General features: G+C 71.2%; 19 protein-coding genes. 6 read left to right on the plus strand and 13 right to left on the minus strand.

Annotated features, from left to right (window positions below):
- Positions 1-41: 41 nt before the first annotated feature.
- Positions 42-305 (plus strand): DUF2631 domain-containing protein, encoded by a 264-nt coding sequence (locus tag ACM9LD_RS14055; protein WP_415677249.1) that lies wholly within the window; start codon positions 42-44, stop codon positions 303-305.
- Position 306: 1 nt separating this feature from the next.
- On the opposite strand, the gene rlmN is transcribed toward ACM9LD_RS14055, so the two are convergent.
- A complete protein-coding gene (gene rlmN, locus ACM9LD_RS14060) occupies positions 307-1,419 on the minus strand; it encodes a dual-specificity RNA methyltransferase RlmN (protein ID WP_415677250.1) in 1,113 nt (370 codons plus the stop codon).
- Between the two features lie 103 nt (positions 1,420-1,522).
- On the opposite strand from rlmN, the gene ACM9LD_RS14065 reads away from it, so the two are divergent.
- Positions 1,523-1,975 carry a LapA family protein gene (locus ACM9LD_RS14065; protein ID WP_415677251.1) on the plus strand — a complete coding sequence of 151 codons (453 nt, stop codon included), beginning with the start codon at positions 1,523-1,525 and terminating at the stop codon, positions 1,973-1,975.
- A 50-nt stretch (positions 1,976-2,025) separates the two neighbouring features.
- Positions 2,026-3,282, plus strand: a complete 1,257-nt coding sequence (locus tag ACM9LD_RS14070) for an MFS transporter (protein ID WP_415677252.1) — start codon at positions 2,026-2,028, stop codon at positions 3,280-3,282.
- Positions 3,283-3,288: 6 nt separating this feature from the next.
- Here ACM9LD_RS14070 and ACM9LD_RS14075 read toward each other — a convergent pair whose 3' ends face one another.
- From ACM9LD_RS14075 to ACM9LD_RS14120, 10 genes are all read right to left on the minus strand, one after another.
- Positions 3,289-4,197: a phosphatidate cytidylyltransferase gene (locus ACM9LD_RS14075; RefSeq protein WP_415677253.1), complete on the minus strand. Its 909-nt coding sequence runs from the start codon at positions 4,195-4,197 to the stop codon at positions 3,289-3,291.
- Between the two features lie 2 nt (positions 4,198-4,199).
- Complete coding sequence (gene frr, locus ACM9LD_RS14080) at positions 4,200-4,757, minus strand: ribosome recycling factor (RefSeq protein ID WP_068524925.1); 558 nt, start codon at positions 4,755-4,757, stop codon at positions 4,200-4,202.
- A 46-nt stretch (positions 4,758-4,803) separates the two neighbouring features.
- Entirely contained in the window at positions 4,804-5,574 is a 771-nt protein-coding gene (gene pyrH, locus ACM9LD_RS14085) for a UMP kinase (RefSeq protein WP_415677254.1), read from the minus strand.
- A gap of 1 nt (position 5,575) precedes the next feature.
- Positions 5,576-6,499: an SGNH/GDSL hydrolase family protein gene (locus ACM9LD_RS14090; RefSeq protein ID WP_415677255.1), complete on the minus strand. Its 924-nt coding sequence runs from the start codon at positions 6,497-6,499 to the stop codon at positions 5,576-5,578.
- A gap of 10 nt (positions 6,500-6,509) precedes the next feature.
- On the minus strand, positions 6,510-7,271 hold the full coding sequence (locus tag ACM9LD_RS14095; RefSeq protein ID WP_415677256.1) for a helix-turn-helix domain-containing protein: 762 nt from the start codon (positions 7,269-7,271) through the stop codon (positions 6,510-6,512).
- Entirely contained in the window at positions 7,268-7,663 is a 396-nt protein-coding gene (locus ACM9LD_RS14100) for a VOC family protein (RefSeq protein ID WP_415677257.1), read from the minus strand. Before ACM9LD_RS14100 ends, ACM9LD_RS14095 begins: the two co-directional genes overlap by 4 nt.
- 199 nt (positions 7,664-7,862) lie before the next feature.
- Complete coding sequence (gene tsf / locus ACM9LD_RS14105; RefSeq protein WP_415677258.1) at positions 7,863-8,687, minus strand: translation elongation factor Ts; 825 nt, start codon at positions 8,685-8,687, stop codon at positions 7,863-7,865.
- Positions 8,688-8,731: 44 nt separating this feature from the next.
- A complete protein-coding gene (gene rpsB / locus ACM9LD_RS14110) occupies positions 8,732-9,577 on the minus strand; it encodes a 30S ribosomal protein S2 (RefSeq protein ID WP_415677259.1) in 846 nt (281 codons plus the stop codon).
- Positions 9,578-9,848: 271 nt separating this feature from the next.
- Entirely contained in the window at positions 9,849-11,387 is a 1,539-nt protein-coding gene (locus tag ACM9LD_RS14115; protein WP_415677260.1) for an alanine/glycine:cation symporter family protein, read from the minus strand.
- Between the two features lie 103 nt (positions 11,388-11,490).
- Positions 11,491-12,087, minus strand: a complete 597-nt coding sequence (locus tag ACM9LD_RS14120) for a TetR/AcrR family transcriptional regulator (RefSeq protein ID WP_415677261.1) — start codon at positions 12,085-12,087, stop codon at positions 11,491-11,493.
- A gap of 92 nt (positions 12,088-12,179) precedes the next feature.
- On the opposite strand from ACM9LD_RS14120, the gene ACM9LD_RS14125 reads away from it, so the two are divergent.
- Positions 12,180-13,655: a carboxylesterase/lipase family protein gene (locus tag ACM9LD_RS14125; RefSeq protein WP_415677262.1), complete on the plus strand. Its 1,476-nt coding sequence runs from the start codon at positions 12,180-12,182 to the stop codon at positions 13,653-13,655.
- Positions 13,656-13,678: 23 nt separating this feature from the next.
- Positions 13,679-14,491 (plus strand): alpha/beta fold hydrolase, encoded by an 813-nt coding sequence (locus ACM9LD_RS14130; RefSeq protein WP_415677263.1) that lies wholly within the window; start codon positions 13,679-13,681, stop codon positions 14,489-14,491.
- On the opposite strand, the gene ACM9LD_RS14135 is transcribed toward ACM9LD_RS14130, so the two are convergent.
- Positions 14,480-15,109 (minus strand): TetR/AcrR family transcriptional regulator C-terminal domain-containing protein, encoded by a 630-nt coding sequence (locus tag ACM9LD_RS14135; RefSeq protein ID WP_415677264.1) that lies wholly within the window; start codon positions 15,107-15,109, stop codon positions 14,480-14,482. The genes ACM9LD_RS14130 and ACM9LD_RS14135 overlap by 12 nt on opposite strands.
- A 57-nt stretch (positions 15,110-15,166) precedes the next feature.
- Between ACM9LD_RS14135 and ACM9LD_RS14140 the strand changes: the two genes are divergently transcribed.
- Positions 15,167-16,072, plus strand: a complete 906-nt coding sequence (locus tag ACM9LD_RS14140; RefSeq protein WP_415677265.1) for a zinc-binding dehydrogenase — start codon at positions 15,167-15,169, stop codon at positions 16,070-16,072.
- On the opposite strand, the gene ACM9LD_RS14145 is transcribed toward ACM9LD_RS14140, so the two are convergent.
- Positions 16,062-17,414 carry a dicarboxylate/amino acid:cation symporter gene (locus ACM9LD_RS14145; protein ID WP_415677266.1) on the minus strand — a complete coding sequence of 451 codons (1,353 nt, stop codon included), beginning with the start codon at positions 17,412-17,414 and terminating at the stop codon, positions 16,062-16,064. The two genes, ACM9LD_RS14140 and ACM9LD_RS14145, sit on opposite strands and share 11 nt — an antisense overlap.
- Positions 17,415-17,424 lie beyond the last annotated feature (10 nt).

The raw sequence follows: 17,424 nt of genomic DNA on the forward strand, positions 1-17,424 counted from the left end.
CCGCCCGGTGCTCAGCTGAGGAAGCGACGAAGGAGAAGCGAGTGGCAACCACCGACCTGGAGCGTCAGACCACCTCGAAGGTCGACGAGGCCGACGTGCCGTCGCGCGACTGGGGCTGGAGCGGCGTCGCGCCCAACGCCGCCCGGATCAGCGGCGTGCTGTTCGCGATCCTCCTGCTGCTGATGACCATCGGCAACCACCCCGGCAAGACCGAGGACATCTTCCTCGTCGGCTTCGCCGTGGCCATCCTCGGCACGATCCTGATCAACTGGATCACCACGCGCCGCAAGAAGTGGAAGTACTGAGCTACTTCTCCTCGGCGGCCAGCTGACCGCAGGCCGCCGCGATCTCCTGGCCCCGCGTATCGCGCACGGTGCACGAAACGCCCTGCGCGATCACGCGGCGCACGAACTCGTCCTGCCGGTCCTTCGGCGACGCGTCCCACTCGCTGCCCGGCGTCGGGTTCAGCGGGATCAGGTTCACGTGCGCGAACTGCCCCAGCTTCTTGCGCAGCTTCTCGCCCAGCATGTCGGCACGCCACGGCTGGTCGTTGACGTCGCGGATCAGCGCGTACTCGATCGAGACGCGACGGCCGGTCCGGTCCGCGTAGTACCGCGCCGCGTCCAGCACCTCGGCGACGCTCCACCGGTTGTTGACGGGCACCAGCGTGTCGCGGAGCTCGTCGTCGGGCGTGTGCAGCGAGACGGCGAGCGTCACCGACAGTCCCTCGTCGGCCAGCTTGCGGATCGCGGGAGCCAGGCCAACGGTGCTGACGGTCACGTGCCGCTGCGAGATCCCCAGCCCCTCGGGCGCCGGCGCCGTGATCCGGCGCACGGCCTGCACCACCCGCTTGTAGTTCGCGAGCGGCTCGCCCATGCCCATGAAGACGACGTTCGACAGCCGGCCCGGGCCGCCCGCGACGTCGCCGTCCTGCATCGCCTTCGCGGCGCTGCGGACCTGGTCCACGATCTCCGCGGTCGAGAGGTTGCGGTCGAGTCCGCCCTGGCCGGTCGCGCAGAACGGGCACGCCATGCCGCAGCCGGCCTGGCTGGAGATGCACAGCGTCGCGCGGTCGGTGTAGCGCATGAGGACGGATTCCAGCAGCGTGCCGTCGTGCAGGCGCCACAGCGTCTTGCGGGTGGTGCCGCTGTCCGTCGCGATGTGCCGCACGGGCGTCATCAGCTCGGGCAGCAGCGCCTCGCCGACGGTGCCGCGCGCGCCGGCCGGCAGGTCCGTCATGGTGGCCGCGTCGGCCTCGAGCCGGCCGTAGTAGTGGCGGGCGAGCTGATTCGCGCGGAACTTCGGCAGACCGAGGTCGACGACGGCCTGCTGCAGCTCGTCGTCGGTGAGGTCGGCCAGGTGGCGCGGGGGCTTGCCGCGCTTGGGCGCGTCGAATACCAGGGGCAGGGAGGTGCTCATAACTCCCCCATTGTCCCACGTCGACGGCGCGGCGCCGACCAGCGTGATCCGAGCCACCGCGCGTCCCCGCGTGAGGGCCCGCTCGAGGTGGCAGGATGTCGCCATGGCCAAGGACGAAGACCGCGTTCGAGACAGCGAAGAAGCGATCGGGATCCCCGATCCCGACGTCGACGCGACCGACGCTCGGAACCTCCCCGCGGAGCGGGACGCCGTCGAGCCGGCCGCCGGTGACCGGGCGGGCACCGGGGATCGGGCGGACGCACCGGCGACGAAGCAGCGGGGCGACACCCGCGACGCGTACGAGCAGGTCAAGCACACCCGCTCGGCGTCGCTGTGGTCCGGACTCGTCGGCGGAGCCCTCATCCTGCTGGTGCTGCTCGCCTTCATCGTGCAGAACCAGCAGAACACCCAGATCACCCTGCTGTTCTGGGAGGCGAACCTCCCCCTCGGCGTGTCCCTGCTGATCGCCGCCATCCTCGGCGCGCTCCTCGTCGGCTCGGCCGGCGGCCTCCGCATCCTCCAGCTGCGCCGCGCCGCGAAGAAGCTCCGCGACTGATCCGACGGGTCGCGGTGCGCGCGGGGCGCCGCCGATGAAACGATGGGTCCATGCGCGCATGGGTCGTCTGGTCGGTGGCGACTCTCGCGTACGTCGTCGCGATCCTGCAGCGCACGTCCTTCGGCGTCTCCAGCACCGAGGCGGGTGAGCGGTTCGGCGCCGCCCCGGCGACGCTCGCCGCCTTCGTGGTGCTCCAGCTCGTGGTGTACGCCGGCATGCAGATCCCCGCGGGGCTGCTGCTGGACCGATTCGGCTCCCGCCGGCTGATCGTGAGCGGCGCGCTGCTGATGGCGCTGGGCCAGCTGGCGCTGGCGCTCACGGAGTCCCTCCCGCTCGCCATCGCGGGCCGCGTCGCGGTGGGCAGCGGCGACGCCCTCACCTTCGTCTCGGTGCTGCGCCTCGTCCCGGCGTGGTTCCCGGTGCGCCGGATCCCGCTCGTCACCCAGTTGACGGGCATGACGGGGCAGCTGGGCCAGGTGCTCTCGGCGGTGCCCTTCCTCGCGCTGCTGCACGGCAGCGGATGGGGCAGCGCCTACGCGTCGGCGGCGGCGCTCGGCCTGTTCGCCGCGCTGGCCGTGCTCTCGACGGTCCGCGACGCGCCGCCCGGCCGGACGGCGCCGCACATCACGGTGAGGGTCGCGGAGATCCCGGCGATCCTCCGCACGACCTGGATGCATCCGGGCACCCGGCTGGGATTCTTCACCCACATGGGCACCATGTTCTCGGTGACCGCGTTCATGCTGATGTGGGGCGTGCCCTACCTGACGAACGCCCAGGGCCTCTCGTCGGGCACGGCCGGCGGCGTCGTGAGTTTCGGCGTGCTGGCGACGCTGGCCTCCGGCCCCGTCATCGGCTTCCTCACCGGACGGTTCCCCGTGCGGCGCTCCTGGATGGTGATCACGATCATCCTCGCCAGCGCGGCGCTGTGGACCGTGGTCCTCGCGCGCGACGAGCCCTCGCCGGTCTGGCTGCTGACGCTGCTCGTGCTCGTGATCTCCGTCGGCGGCCCCAGCTCCGCGATCGGCTTCGACTACGCCCGCTCGTTCAACACCACGCGGGTACTCGGCACGGCGCAGGGCATGGTGAACATCGGCGGTTTCCTCGCGAGCCTGGTGCTGATCCAGGCCATGGGCTCGATCATGGGTGCCGGCGCCGGCCTGACCTTCGACGGCTTCCGCGCCGCGTGGATGGCGCAGTACCCGCTGTGGGCGATCGCGCTGATCGGCGTGCTCGTCACGCGGCGCAAGGCGCGGCGCCGCGAGGGGATCACGCCCCGCCCGCTGCGCGAGGCTCTGCGACGCCGCTGAGCCGCGTCAGGAACCCATGAGGGCGGTGAGGGCCGCCCACACCACCACCGCGCTGGGCAGCAGCGAGTCCAGGCGGTCCATGATGCCGCCGTGGCCGGGCAGCAGGGTGCCCATGTCCTTGATGCCCAGGTCGCGCTTGACCTGGGACTCGAGCAGGTCGCCCAGCGTCGCGGTGATCACGACGACGGGCCCGAGCAGCAGTCCCCACACCGGGTTCACGTCGAGCAGGAACTTCAGCACGAGCACGGCGCCGACCGCGCCCGCCACCATCGACCCGGCGAAGCCCTCCCAGGACTTCTTCGGGCTGATCGCGGGCACCATCGGGTGCTTGCCGAAGACGACACCGGAGGCGTAGCCGCCCACGTCCGAGCAGACCACCAGGATGATGAGCGCGGCCACGCGCTGCGGCCCGCGGTCCTCGGGGAGCACGAGCATCGCGCCGAACGACGCGAACAGCGGCACCCAGGCGAGCACGAAGACCGTCGTCGAGATGTCGCGGGTGAAGGAGTTCGGCTCCGCGGTGCTCTGGTGCCCCAGCAGCCGCCAGACGATGGCGACCAGCACCGTCGCCACGAACGCGGCGAGCACGCCCTCGGTCCCCAGCGGCCAGCTCAGCCAGATGATGGCCTGGCCGCCGATGAGCATCGGCCACAGCTCCAGGTTGGTGCCGGCGGCACGGAACCTCTTGACCACCTCCCAGGTGGCGACCGCCATCGCGGCGGCCACCAACGGCACCCACAGGTGCGGCGCGAAGTACAGGATCGCCACGATGAGGGCGCCCAGGCTGACGCCCACGCCGATGGCAGCCGGGAGGTTGCGCCCGGCGCTGATCCTGCGCTTCGCGGGGTCCTGGCCCGCCTCGGGCGGGCCGGGGGTCGGGGCGTCGGAGCCGACCGAGTCGGGAGTGTCCGGCACGGCTAGACCTCCATCAGATCGGCTTCCTTGCGCGCCACGAGGTCCTCGATCTGGGCGACGTACTTGGCCGTCGTCTTGTCGAGTTCCTTCTCGGCGCGGGCCACGTCGTCCTCGCCGGCGTCGCCGTCCTTGACGATCTTGGCGAGCTGGTCGTTCGCCTTGCGGCGGACGTTGCGGATGGAGACCTTGGCGTCCTCGCCCTTGCCCTTGACCTGCTTGACGAGCTCCTTGCGGCGCTCCTCCGTGAGCTGCGGGATGCCCACGCGGATCAGCTGTCCATCGTTGGTGGGGTTCACGCCCAGGTCGGAGTTGCGGATCGCCGTCTCGATGTTGCCGAGCTGGTTCGCCTCGTAGGGCTTGATCACCACGAGCCGCGCCTCCGGCGTGGTGATCGAGCTGATCTGGGTGATCGGGGTCGGCGAGCCGTAGTAGTCCACCACGACCTTGGAGAACATCGCCGGGTTCGCGCGACCGGTGCGGATCGACTGGAAGTCCTCCCGGGCCACCGAGACGGCCTTCTCCATCTTCTCCTCGGCGTCGAAGAGCGTTTCGTCGATCACTTGGGTCACACGTCCTTTGCTGTGAAATGAATGGTCGGGTCCGGCGTCACGGCCGGACGAGGGTGCCGATCTTCTCCCCCGCGACGGCGCGGGCGATGTTCCCCTCCTCCAGAAGATTGAACACCAGCATCGGCATCCTGTTGTCCATGCAGAGGCTGAACGCGGTCGCGTCGGCCACCTTGAGGCCCTTCTCGAGCGCCGCTCGGTGCGTGATCTCGTCGAACAGCTTCGCGTCGGGGTTGGTGCGGGGGTCGCTGTCGTACACGCCGTCCACGGCCTTCGCCATGAGGACGACCTCGGCGCCGATCTCCAGCGCGCGCTGCGCCGCGGTGGTGTCCGTGGAGAAGTAGGGCATGCCCATACCGGCGCCGAAGATCACGACGCGGCCCTTCTCGAGGTGGCGCTTGGCGCGCAGCGGCAGGTACGGCTCCGCGACCTGCCCCATGGTGATGGCGGTCTGCACCCGGGTGTCGACGCCCTGCTTCTGCAGGAAGTCCTGCAGAGCGAGGCAGTTCATCACCGTGCCGAGCATGCCCATGTAGTCCGAGCGGGCGCGGTCCATGCCGCGGTTCTGCAGTTCCGCGCCGCGGAAGAAGTTGCCGCCACCGATGACGACCGCGACCTCGTGGCCGCTGCGCGAGACCTCGGCGATCTGCTGCGCCACCGTGCTCACCACGTCGGGGTCGAGCCCCACTTCTCCGCCGCCGAACATCTCGCCGCCCAGCTTGAGCAGCACGCGCTTGTAGCCGTGCCGCACCTGATGCTCCGTGTCCTGATCCGTCTGCTGTCCCTGGGCCGTGTCCGTCACGACGACCATCCTATGCGGGCGGCGCAGTTCCTCGGAGCCGGTCCTCGATCAGGTTGCCCAACGCACGCTGTCCGGCCACCGTCGGATGCAATCCGTTGGCCTCCGGCTCCTGCGCTGCGAGCTTGATCCCGCCGAGCCGCACGTAGGGATCGGGGTCGCACGCGGTGCGGTCCATCGGGGGCTGGACGTACATCACCCGACGGTCCGCGGCGACCTCGCGGATGAGCCGGTCGAGGCTGCGGTACCAGGTGCGCCAGTGGTCGACGTTCTCCGCGGGGATACCGGCGCGGTCCAGGCACACGAGGTCGGGCGGACCGTCGAGCGGGAACAGCGGGAGGTAGCCGACGAGGACGACCCGCACGTCCGGCGCGGCGGCCTTCTTGATGGCGTCGACGGTGGCGGCGTACTGCGCGCGCACGAAGTTCCAGCCCTGCGAGCCGGGGAGGTCCTGGGTGGCGGCGGCGGCGCAGCGGTCGTCGGGGTTGCCGAGACAGTGCACGACGATGTTGCCGAAGCCCAGGGAGTTTGCCCCGATGATGACGGTGACGAGTCGGGTGTACGGCCCGACGCCGTACAGCTGCGGGGAGGTGTTCGGCTTCGGCGACGGCTGGGTGAGGTCGTCGAGCGTCGCGCCGGAACAGGCGCGATCGGTGAAGGAGTAGGGCTGCAGCCGCTGCGCGAGGACGTGGCCGAGGTCGTCGCCGTTGCGCGCGCAGAGATCCATCGGGCGCACCTTGGCGTGGGAGCCCGACGCCGCGTAACTGTCGCCCATGGAGACGTACTGGGCGCCGCCCGGGAGGTCCGGGATGTAGCTCACGCCGTTCGTCTGGTGGTGCTCGTAGCCGCTGCCCCCGCCGATCGCGGTGGACGCCCCGACGGCGAGGACGAGGCACGCCACGAGGGCGAATGCGATCGCACGCCGGATCCAGGACACCCCGGCGACACTACACAGGCGTGAATTCGCTCCTGCGACGCGCGAGGTACGCCGACGGCGAGTACCCGAGGAACGCGCGCACGTCGCGGCTCAGGTGCGCCTGGTCGGCGTAGCCCGCCGACGCGGCCACGTCGGCGGCGGCCTCCCCCGCCTCGAGCGCCCGTCGGGCGGCGTCGAAGCGCATGAGGCGGGCGGCCTGCTTGATCCCCATGCCGAACTCGGCGGTGAACTTCATCGCCAGGTACCGGGCCGACCACCCCGACCGCTCGACGAGCTCGGCGACGGTGACCCGCCCCTGCCGGGCGGCGAGGTGGGCCCACGCCGCGGCGGCGTCGGGCTGGACCTCGCGTCCCGATGTCGCGTACCGCGCCAGGACGGCGGCCGCGACGGTCTCGCGGTCGGCGTCGGGCGCCGCCGCCACGCGGCCGTACAGCTCGGCCGCGAGCCCCGGGTGCAGGGCGTCCAGTTCGACGGCCTCTCCCCCGAGCTCGGCCGCGGGAGCACCGGTGAGGGCGCGGACCAGGCTCGGCCGCACGTCCACCTGGACGCCGCGCTGGAGCCCGTCGTGGTGCACCAGGTACGGCGTGGGGTGCATGCCCGAGATGCAGAGGCGGAAGGTGGTGCGGTCCGGTAGGCCCGGCCCCGTCAGGTCCAGGCCGTGCCCCAGGTCGATGATCATCGTGAGGGACGGCGAGGGGACGGCGAGGTGGGTGCCCGGGACGGCTCCGCTGATGTCGTAGGCCGCCGCCCGGGCGATCCCGGGCGCGGTCACCCCGCGTAGGTACCGAAACTCCACGTGTTACCCTCCGGGTCGGCGACGGAGAATCCCTTGGACCCATAGTCCTCCTCGCGCATCTCCCGCACCAGGCGGGCGCCGAGCTCCTGCGCGCGGCCGTAGACGGCGTCGGGGTCGGTGACGACCACGTAGACGCTGCCGCTGCCCCGCGGGGTCGAGAACGTCGTGTCCTGCTTACAGGCGGAGTGGACCATGACGCGGCCGCCGTCGGGCCACAGCATCTCGGAGTGGACGACCTCGCCGTCGCCGTCGCCCTCGACGAGGATCCCCTCCTCGAAGCCGATCCGCCGCAGCCACTCCCGCGCGGCGAGCGCGTCGTCGTAGGTGAGTCCGGGCCAGATGTTCGTGTCAGTGCGTGTGGTGTTCATGCCTCCCAGACTGGCAGCCGGCGGCACCGTCGGGCTTGAAGATTTCTGCACGCCCACCCCGCTCCGCGATTGAACGACGTTCTGGAGAGGAAAACCCCAGGTCGGAATCTCCAGAACAGCGTTCAATCGCACAGGCCCGACACACGACGAGGCCCGCACCGACGGATCGGTGCGGGCCTCGTGCGCGGGGATGGAGGAGTTACTCCTGGCCGACCTCGAAGCGGGTGAAGGCGAGCACCTTCACGCCGGCCTCGTCCAGCACCTGCTGGACCGACTTCTTGTTGTCGGTCACCGACGGCTGGTCGGGGAGGACGGTGTCCTTGTAGTAGGCCACGGTCTTGCCCTCGACGATCTTCGACAGCGCCTGCTCCGGCTTGCCCTCGGCACGCGCGGTCTCCTCGGCGATGCGACGCTCGTTCTCGATGACGTCGGCCGGAACCTCGTCCCGGCTGGCGTACTTCGCCTTGAGCGCGGCGACCTGCATGCCGGCGCCGCGAGCGGCCTCGGCAGCGGCGTCGCCCTCGCCCGAGAACGAGACCAGCACGCCCACGGCGGGCGGCAGGTCCGAGCTGCGCTTGTGCAGGTAGACGGCGACGGGGCCGTCGTAGCGCGCGATGCGACGCAGCACGAGCTTCTCGCCCAGCTTGGCCGAGGCGGCCTCGATGCGCGACGCGACGGTCTCGCCCTCGAGCGGCAGCTCCAGCACGGCCTCGACGGTCGCGGCGTCCGACGCGGCAGCCGCGCCGACGATCGCGTCGGCGAGCTGCTGGAACTCCTCGTTCTTCGCGACGAAGTCGGTCTCGGAGTTGAGCTCGATGAGCACGCCGTCCTTGGCGGCCACGAGGCCCTCGGCGGTGGAACGGCCGGCACGCTTGCCGACGTCCTTCGCGCCCTTGATGCGCAGCACCTCGACGGCCTTGTCGAAATCGCCGTCGGTCTCGGTGAGCGCGTTCTTGCAGTCCATCATCCCCGACCCGGTGAGGTCGCGGAGACGCTTGACGTCAGCGGCGGTGTAGTTCGCCATGTATGCGGCTCCTTGCAGTAGAAGGGAATCGGTCCGAAACCGGATCAGGCCTCGGGGGTCTCGGCGGGCGCCTCGGTCACAGCGGCCTCCGCCGCGGGAGCGGCCTCAGCGGCGACGGTGGCGGACTCCAGCAGCTCCTGCTCCCACTCGGCGAGGGGCTCGCCGGCGCCGGCCTCGGGCTTGGCATCGCCGGTGGCGACACCCGCGCGGGCCTGCACGCCCTCGGCCACGGCCGAAGCCACGACCTTGGTCAGCAGCGCGGCGGAGCGGATCGCGTCGTCGTTGCCCGGGATCGGGTAGTCGACGAGGTCGGGATCGCAGTTGGTGTCGAGGATCGCGATGACCGGGATGCCCAGCTTGCGGGCCTCGCCCACGGCGATGTGCTCCTTGTTGGTGTCCACGACCCAGATGGCCGAGGGGACCTTGGCCATGTCGCGAATGCCGCCGAGGGTGCGCTCGAGCTTGTTCTTCTCACGCGTGAGCATGAGGATTTCCTTCTTGGTGCGACCCTCGAAGCCACCGGTCTGCTCCATGGTCTCCAGCTCCTTCATGCGCTGAAGACGCTTGTGGACCGTCTGGAAGTTGGTGAGCATGCCGCCCAGCCAGCGCTGGTTCACGTAGGGCATGCCGACGCGGGTGGCCTCTTCGGCGATCGACTCCTGGGCCTGCTTCTTGGTGCCGACGAAGAGGACGGTGCCACCGTGGGCGACGGTCTCCTTGACGAACTCGTAGGCCTTGTCGATGTAGGTCAGCGTCTGCTGCAGATCGATGATGTAGATGCCGTTGCGGTCGGTGAAGATGAAGCGCTTCATCTTCGGGTTCCACCGACGGGTCTGATGACCGAAGTGCGCGCCGCTGTCCAGCAGCTGCTTCATGGTGACGACAGCCATGATGCCTCTTTCGTAGTTGCAGTTGTACACGCCGCGACGACCCTCGGATCCGCTGGTCAGCGAGCGAGAGGCGATGCGCGGTGTCCTGGTGTTCCGCCGCGCTGCACTCCTTCGAGAAGGAGACCGCGCTGCACGGCAGCGCCCGTCGGGCGCCTCGAGGAACACGCGTAGTCACCCCGCCATAGGGACGGAGTGCAGGAGCAAGTGTACGCCCGCGGCGCCGACCTGCGAAATCGCCGGGACTCCGCAGGTCGACGGTGCCGCTCGCCGGCTAGGCGTCGACGGGATCGGCGCGCCGGGAGGCGGCGCGCTCCTCCCAGAAGGTCGCGTTGACGATGCCCAGCGGGGTCGGGTCGAACTGCGGGTCGATCCCCAGCTTCTGCTGCCGCTCGAAGTCACGGAGGGCCTTGAAGGCCGCGTTCTGCAGGACCAGGATGCCGATGATGTTGAGCCAGGCCATGAGTCCGACGCCGAGGTCGCCCATCGCCCAGGCGTCCTTCGCGGTCGACACGGCGCCGACCGCGACCGAGGCCAGGATCAGCATCTGCAGCAGCATGGTGAGGATGCGGCCGAGCGGGGCGCTGACGACGGGCACGATCGCCGTGGCCGCGCGGCCCAGGATGAACCGCAGGTTCGTCTCGGCCATGTAGTAGTAGGCGACGATCGTCGTGAAGCAGAAGAAGGCCAGCGAGATCGCGATGAAGCTCGCGCCGGAGCCGTTGAAGACGGTGTCGAAGCCCTGCTGCGCGTACGCGGGACCGACCTCCGGGTCGCCGACGAGCGCACCGCCGTCGGCGAGCACACGGCCGGATGCGGAGTCGCCCTCGAAGACGCGGTAGGCGCCGGTGCTCAGAATGATGAACGCGGTGGCGGAGCAGACGAACAGCGTGTCGACGTAGACGGCGAAGGCCTGCGCGAGGCCCTGCTTGGCGGGGTGGCTGACCTCGGCGGCCGCGGCGGCGTGCGGGCCCGTGCCCTGCCCGGCCTCGTTGGAGTAGACGCCGCGCTTGACGCCCCACATGACGGCGGTCCCGACGAGCGCGCCGAAGCCGGCGGAGAGGTCGAAGGCCTCGCGGACGATCAGCTCGAGGACGCCGGGGATCGCGCCGGCGTTGAAGGCCATGATGATCAGGGCCGCCGCGATGTAGAGGATCGCCATGAACGGCACCACGACCGAGGCGAAGGTCGCGATCCGCTTCACGCCGCCGATGATCACGAAGGCCAGCACGATGACGGTGCCGACGGCGGCGACCCAGGGCTCGATGCCCCAGGCGCTCTCCATGGCGACGGCCATCGAGTTCGCCTGGACCATCGGCATGAGCAGACCGCAGGCCAGCACGGTGACCGCGGCGAAGAGGAGGCCGTAGACGTTGCCGACGACCGCGTACTTGCCGTGCGCGAAGGCGCGGCGGAAGTAGTAGGCGGGCCCGCCGCGGTACTCGCCGGTGAGGCGGTCGCGCTCCTTGTAGATCTGGCCGAGCGTGCACTCGACGTACGAGGTGGACGCGCCGAGGAAGGCCATCACCCACATCCACAGCACGGCACCCGGTCCGCCGAAGGCGATCGCGGTGGCGACGCCGGCGATATTGCCGGTGCCGACGCGGCCCGCCAGGGACATGGCGAGCGCCTGGAAGGAACTCACGCCCGACGCGGACTTCTCGCCGTGGAGGAGTTGGCCGAGCATGGCGGGGATCTGGCGCACCTGCACCAGCCTCGAGCGGATGGAGAAGTAGACGCCGACCCCGAGGCACAGGTAGATCAGGGCGGGGCTCCACACGTACTCGTTCAGGGTTGCCAGCAGGTCAGACATGCGAGCAACCCTAAAGGGAACTCCAAGAGATCGGAGCGCATCGACGACCTTTGGTTACCCACAAGTAATCCCACCGCAAAGATCCGCCGTCGCAGCGCGCCGCTCAGCGCACGAACAGGTCGTCGAGATGACGGTCGATCGCGGCGAGGGCGTCGTCAGGGGTGACGACCCCGAGCTCCAGCAGGGGCGTCAGGCCGGTCAGCGCGAGCAGCCGGTCCGTCTCGGTCGACGGTGCGCGGTCCGCCGCGATCCAGCCGTCGGCGATCGCGGCACCGACGAGCTCCTCGACCTGCGCGCGCCCCCGGACCATTCCCTCGCGGGTGCGAGCCCGAATCTCCTCGTCGTGCAAAGCCTCGAGGACGTAGGCGGCGTTCATCCGGCTGGTCGCGCGCGAATCCGGGTGCAGCGGGAGCATTTCGACCAGCACCAGGCGCAGCACGTCGCGCGGGTGCGGATCCACTCCGAGGCGCGCCAGCCCGTCCGCCACACGCGCCCCGGTCTGCTCCGCGGCGAAGTCCATCGCGAAGCCGAGCAGCTCCTGCCGCGAGGCGAAGTAGTGCTGCACCTGGCCGTGCGACATTCCGGCCTCCTTCGCCACCTCGCGCAGGCTCAGCCGGAGGACGCCGGACGCGTCCACCACCCGCCACAGCGCGCGGGCGATCCCCTCGCGGCGCTCCCGGTGATCGACCTGCTTCGGCACGGCGACTCCTCCCGATCATTCCAATACACTTGAAATAATACAACTGGCTGATAACGTCGAGGGCAGGACACGCCGAGACCGAAGGAGCCGACATGCAGAAGCGACCGAGGATCAGGACGGCGGAGGGCGTCGTCGAGGGCGAACTCGTCGGAGGCACCGCGATCTTCCGCGGCATCCCGTACGCGCAGCCGCCCGTGGGGGCGCTGCGCTTCGCGGCGCCGGCACCGGTCCCCCACTGGGACGGGGTCCGCCCCGCCGTCGAGTTCGGGCCGCCACCTCCGCAGTCCGGCCCAGGGCCGCGGGCGGAGGCCTCGGACGACGCGAACTGGCTCACCGTCACCGTGTCCACCCCCGTCCCCGCACGGTCCGGCCTGCCGGTCCTGGTGTGGATCTCCTGCGGCGGCTACATGGCCGGCACCGCGGCGGATCCCATGTTCGACCCCGCCGCCCTCACCAGCGCGGGACTCGTGGTCGTGATCGTCCAGTGCCGCATGGGCGCCGAGGGCTTCGCGCTCCTCGAGGGTGCACCGTCGAACCGGGGCCTGCTCGACCAGATCGCCGCGCTCGAGTGGATCCGGCGGAACATCGCGGCGTTCGGCGGAGACCCCGAGGCGGTCACCATCGCCGGCACCTCGGGCGGTGCGGGATCCGTCGCCGCCCTGCTCACGATCCCAGCGGCACGGCCGCTGTTCCGGCGGGCCATCACCCACTCGGTCCCCGGCCTGACCATCACTCCGGCGCTGGCGAAGGAGGTCACGGCCGCGCTCGCGGACCGCCTCGACGTCGCGCCCACCGCGGCGGGCTTCGCGGACGTACCGCCGCAGCGCCTCGCCGAGGAGGTCACCGCGCTGTGCGCCGACTCCCCCGCGCACAAGGAACGGTGGGGGCGCCTCGCCCACCTCGGGATCGTCGTCTGCCCGATCATCGACGGGGACCTCCTGCCGCAGCCCCCGTGGGAGGCGTTGACCGACGGGAACGCCGCGGGCATCGACCTCCTCGTCGGACACATGCGCGACGAGTTCCGGCTGTTCAGCATCATGATGGGTGTCCGCGGCACGTTCACGGAGGAGGACGCGGCCACGGCGATGGCGGTGTTCGCCCCCGGCGACCCCGCCGAGTACCGCGCCGCGTACCCGGACGCGTCGGCGGACGAGATGGTGGAGATCGTGTACTCGGACGCGACCTTCCGGATGCCGTCCGCATTGCTCGCCGAGGCGAACGCCGACGCCGGCGGCACGTCGTACCTGTTCGAGATGCAGTACGCCTCCGAGGTCTACGGCGCCTGCCACAGCATCGACGTGCCGCTCGCGTTCGGGACCCTGGACTGCCCCACTGGTGTGCTCCTCTTCGGCGAGGACGCGCCGGACGGTGCGCGCGCGATGTCGGACGAGCTGCAGCACACCTGGGTGCGGTTCTGCGCCACCGGCGATCCCGGCTGGCCCCGCTACGACGCCGACGGCCGAAACACCCGGCTCCTCGACACCCCGTCGACGACGGCGCCGTATCCGGAGGAGCGCTCGCGCCGGATCTGGGAGGGCCGCCCGCCGCTGCCGTTCGCCCCCGCCTGAGCGGCCGAGACCGAGGAGCAGCGATGTCCCCACCGGTCCACGTCACCACGTGGCGGCCCGCCGATCCGAGCCGCCGGGGCGCAGCGCCCGCGATCTTCGTGCACGGCGTCTTCACCTGGGGCGACGACGACGCGTACGGCTTCGCCGCGCAGCGTCCGCTCGCCGACGACAGGCCCCTGCTGCTGGTCGACCGTCGCGGCTACGGCCGGTCGCCCGACACGGATCGGAGCGACTTCGACACGGACGCCGACGATCTCGTCGCGCTCCTCGACACCTCCCCGGACGGCGCGCACCTCGTCGGGCACTCCAACGGCGGGCTCGCGGCGATGCTGGCCGCGGCGCGACGCCCGGAGGCCGTGCGCTCGCTGGCCCTCATCCAGCCGTCGGCCCTGCGCGCGGCGGCGGACCACCCCGCGGTGCGTGAGTTGCTCGCCCGCGTCCGCCCCGAGCCCGCACCAGGCCCACCCGACCTCGATCCGGCCGAGTTCCTGAGGCTGTCGACCGAGGGCATGGGGATGGCGATGCCGGAACCGACGCGGCAGCGGCTGCGCGCCGTCAGCACGTCGATGCGCGAGCGTCCGGTCTGGGAGGCGGACCCGCCGTTGGAGCCGCTCGCCGCCGCGCCGTGGCCCGCGCTGGTCGTCACCGGCACGTGGGACGACGCTCCCGCGGAGTATCGACGCTACGCGGGCGAGCCGCTCCTGGCCTGCGCCGAAGCCGTCGCCGAGCGGATCGGCGCCCGGCGCCTGCGCGTGCCCGGCTACTACCCGCACACCCAGCACCCCGCCGAGGTGAACGGCGCGGTGCGCCGCCTGTGGCGGGACTCAGCCGGGTAGCCGCGCGGCGAGACCGTCGAGCAGGAAGCGCACGGCGTCGTCGAACCGCTCGTCGGGCTCGCCCCACGCCGTCGGCCCGGCCTGCGCCGCGAGCGGATACTCCTGGGCGCCGATCGCGGTCGCGCGGGCGACGGGGTCGTACCCTTCGGCCGGGGCACCGTCGGGCCCGAAGACCTCCTGCTCCTCGATGACGAACCCGACGACCAGATCCCGCAGGGTGGACATCGCGAGCGCGGCGTCGCGCAGCGGGAACCCGGCGTCGACCAGCAGGCGCAGGGGCCGCTCGCTCGCGCGCACGACGGCGACGTCGGTGAACTTCGACCCGCTGAAGACCCGGGCGCCGTCGGGGTGCGCGCGGAGTGCGGCGCGCAACCGACGGGCACCGTCGGACAGCTCGGTCCGCCAGTCGGGCGCGGGCGGCCCCGCGGGCAGGGCGCGCCGCATCAGCTCGGTGGCCATCTCGTCGAGCAGGTCGCGCTTGGACGCGACGTGCCAGTACAGGGCCGGCGCCTTGACCTGCAGGCGGTCGGCGATCCGGCGCAGGGTCAGGCCCTCGACCCCGACCTCGTCGAGCACCTCCAGCGCCGCCGCCACCACATCCGTCCGTGAGAGTCCCACCCCACCACCTTAACGGTGTTAAAGTGGTGGCGAATTTAACACCGTTAAGGAGATCGCATGAAGGCAGCACTCGCCACCTACGCCGACGCGCCCGTCTGGGCCGATGCCCCCGATCCCGCCGCCGGGCCCGACCTCGTCGCCGTGTCGATGCGGGCCGTCGCGCTGCACAACCTCGCGCGCGGCATCGCCGACGGCCGGCACTACGCCGCCCCCGCGTCGCCGGGCTTCGTCATCGGCGTCGACGGCGTCGGCGTCGCCGAGGACGGCCGCCGGGTCTACGTCTCGGCGCCGGGCACCGCGGCCCCGACGATCGCGGTCCCCGCCGCCGCACTGGTCGAGGTGCCGGACGCGCTCGACGACCTGCAGGCTGCCGCGGCCGTGAACGCCGTCATGTCGTCGTGGATGGCGATGACGGTCCGCGCCCGCGTCCGCCCCGGGCAGACGGTGCTGGTGCTCGGCGCCACCGGCGGCTCCGGCCGGCCCGCGGTGGCCGTCGCGCGCCACCTCGGCGCCCGCGTGATCGCGGCGGGGCGCAACACGGACGTGCTCGCGACGGTGGGCGCGGACGCGACCGTCGACCTGGGCGCCCCGGAGGCGGAGATCGCGGAGGCGTTGCGCCGCGAGAAGATCGACGTGGTCGTCGACTACCTGTGGGGCCGACCCGCGGAACTGACCCTCGCGGCGCTGGAGAAGCGCGGACCGTCGGAGTTCGTGCAGATCGGCACGATGGCGGGCGCGGAGATCGCGCTGCCCGGCGCGCTCCTGCGCTCGACCGACATCCGCCTGCTGGGCAGCGGCTTCGGCTCGTTCACCGCGCAGGAGGTCGCCGCGGCGCGGCCGGACATCCTCGCCGCGGTGGTCGAACTGGGGATCGGGATGGACGTCACCGCGGTGCCCGCGGAGTCCGTCGCCGACGTCTGGCGGGCGGACTCCGCGGGCACGCGGGTGGTGCTCACGCTGTAGCGGGGACCCGGTCCTCGGCGGACTCGTCGGCGTAGACGTCCTTGCGCGGCGCGTTGTAGGCGTCCTCGTCGAGGATGCCCTCCTGCTTGGCGACGATGGTCGGGACCAGCGCCTGGCCGGTGACGTTGAGCGCGGTGCGCCCCATGTCGACGATGGGCTCGACGGCCAGCAGCAGGCCGACGCCGGCCAGCGGCAGCCCGAGGGTCGAGAGGGTCAGCGTCAGCATGACCGTCGCACCGGTGGTACCCGCGGTGGCGGCCGAGCCGATCACCGAGACGACCACGATGAGCAGGTAGTCCGTGATGCCGAGCGGAACGTGGAAGAACTGGGCCACGAAGATCGCCGCGATCGCCGGGTAGATGGCCGCGCAGCCGTCCATCTTGGTCGTGGCGCCCAGCGGCACCGCGAAGGAGGCGTATTCGCGCGGCACGCCGAGATTGCGCTCGGTGACCCGCTCGGTGACGGGCAGCGTGCCGATGGAGCTGCGGGACACGAAGCCGAGCTGCGCGGCCGGCCAGACGCCGCTGAAGAACTGCTTCACCGAGAGGCCGTGCGCCCGGATGATCAACGGGTACACCACGAGTCCGACGATCAGCAGGCCCAGGTAGATCGCGCCCGTGAACACGCCGAGGGAGCCGATGGCGTCCCAGCCGTAGGTGGCGACCGCGGTGCCGATGAGGGCGGCGGTGCCGATCGGGGCGAGGCGGATGATCCACCACAGCACCTTCTGGATGATCGAGAGCAGCGAGGCGTTGAGGGCGATGAAGGGCTCTGCCTTCTCCCCCACCTTGAGCGCGGCGATGCCGATCGCGGCGGCGACGACGAGCACCTGCAGCACGTTGAAGCTGAGCGAGACGGAGCCGTCGGACACCTTGGCCTGCAGGCCGAGGAAGTTCGACGGAACCAGGCCCGTGATGAAGGCCCACCACGAACCGGTGCTCGACGGCGCCTTGCCCTCACCGGTGACCGTGGTGTGCGCGCCGGGCTGCAGCACCAGGCCCAGGATGATGCCGATGATCACCGAGATGAAGGCGGTGATGGCGAACCAGAGCAGCGTCTTGCCGGCCAGCCGCGCGGCGTTGGTCACGTTGCGCAGGTTCGCGATCGACGCGATGACCGCCGTGAACACCAGCGGCACGACGGCCACCGTCAGCAACTTGACGTAGCTGGAACCGATCGTCTTGAGCGTGCCGACCAGCCAGTTCACGTTGCCGTCGGCCGCGGGCGCCATGTTCCGGGCGATCAGGCCCAGCACCACGCCGGCGACGAGGCCGACGATGATCTGGAAGCCGAAGTTCTTCAGCAGCGCGGGTACGCGCGACGGGGTTTCCACAGAGGACATGTCGGGGTGC

It is taken from the genome of Tsukamurella hominis, assembly GCF_965137015.1.
GTDB lineage: Bacteria > Actinomycetota > Actinomycetes > Mycobacteriales > Mycobacteriaceae > Tsukamurella > Tsukamurella hominis.

What these genes read in the sequence shown, in the direction of transcription:
- rlmN (WP_415677250.1), bottom strand. Translation starts at nt 1,419, where the DNA reads ATGAGCACCTCCCTGCCCCTGGTATTCGACGCGCCCAAGCGCGGCAAG.
- ACM9LD_RS14065 (WP_415677251.1), top strand. Translation starts at nt 1,523, where the DNA reads ATGGCCAAGGACGAAGACCGCGTTCGAGACAGCGAAGAAGCGATCGGG.
- ACM9LD_RS14070 (WP_415677252.1), top strand. Translation starts at nt 2,026, where the DNA reads ATGCGCGCATGGGTCGTCTGGTCGGTGGCGACTCTCGCGTACGTCGTC.
- pyrH (WP_415677254.1), bottom strand. Translation starts at nt 5,574, where the DNA reads ATGGTCGTCGTGACGGACACGGCCCAGGGACAGCAGACGGATCAGGAC.
- ACM9LD_RS14100 (WP_415677257.1), bottom strand. Translation starts at nt 7,663, where the DNA reads ATGAACACCACACGCACTGACACGAACATCTGGCCCGGACTCACCTAC.
- tsf (WP_415677258.1), bottom strand. Translation starts at nt 8,687, where the DNA reads ATGGCGAACTACACCGCCGCTGACGTCAAGCGTCTCCGCGACCTCACC.
- rpsB (WP_415677259.1), bottom strand. Translation starts at nt 9,577, where the DNA reads ATGGCTGTCGTCACCATGAAGCAGCTGCTGGACAGCGGCGCGCACTTC.
- ACM9LD_RS14115 (WP_415677260.1), bottom strand. Translation starts at nt 11,387, where the DNA reads ATGTCTGACCTGCTGGCAACCCTGAACGAGTACGTGTGGAGCCCCGCC.
- ACM9LD_RS14125 (WP_415677262.1), top strand. Translation starts at nt 12,180, where the DNA reads ATGCAGAAGCGACCGAGGATCAGGACGGCGGAGGGCGTCGTCGAGGGC.
- ACM9LD_RS14130 (WP_415677263.1), top strand. Translation starts at nt 13,679, where the DNA reads ATGTCCCCACCGGTCCACGTCACCACGTGGCGGCCCGCCGATCCGAGC.
- ACM9LD_RS14140 (WP_415677265.1), top strand. Translation starts at nt 15,167, where the DNA reads ATGAAGGCAGCACTCGCCACCTACGCCGACGCGCCCGTCTGGGCCGAT.
- ACM9LD_RS14145 (WP_415677266.1), bottom strand. Translation starts at nt 17,414, where the DNA reads ATGTCCTCTGTGGAAACCCCGTCGCGCGTACCCGCGCTGCTGAAGAAC.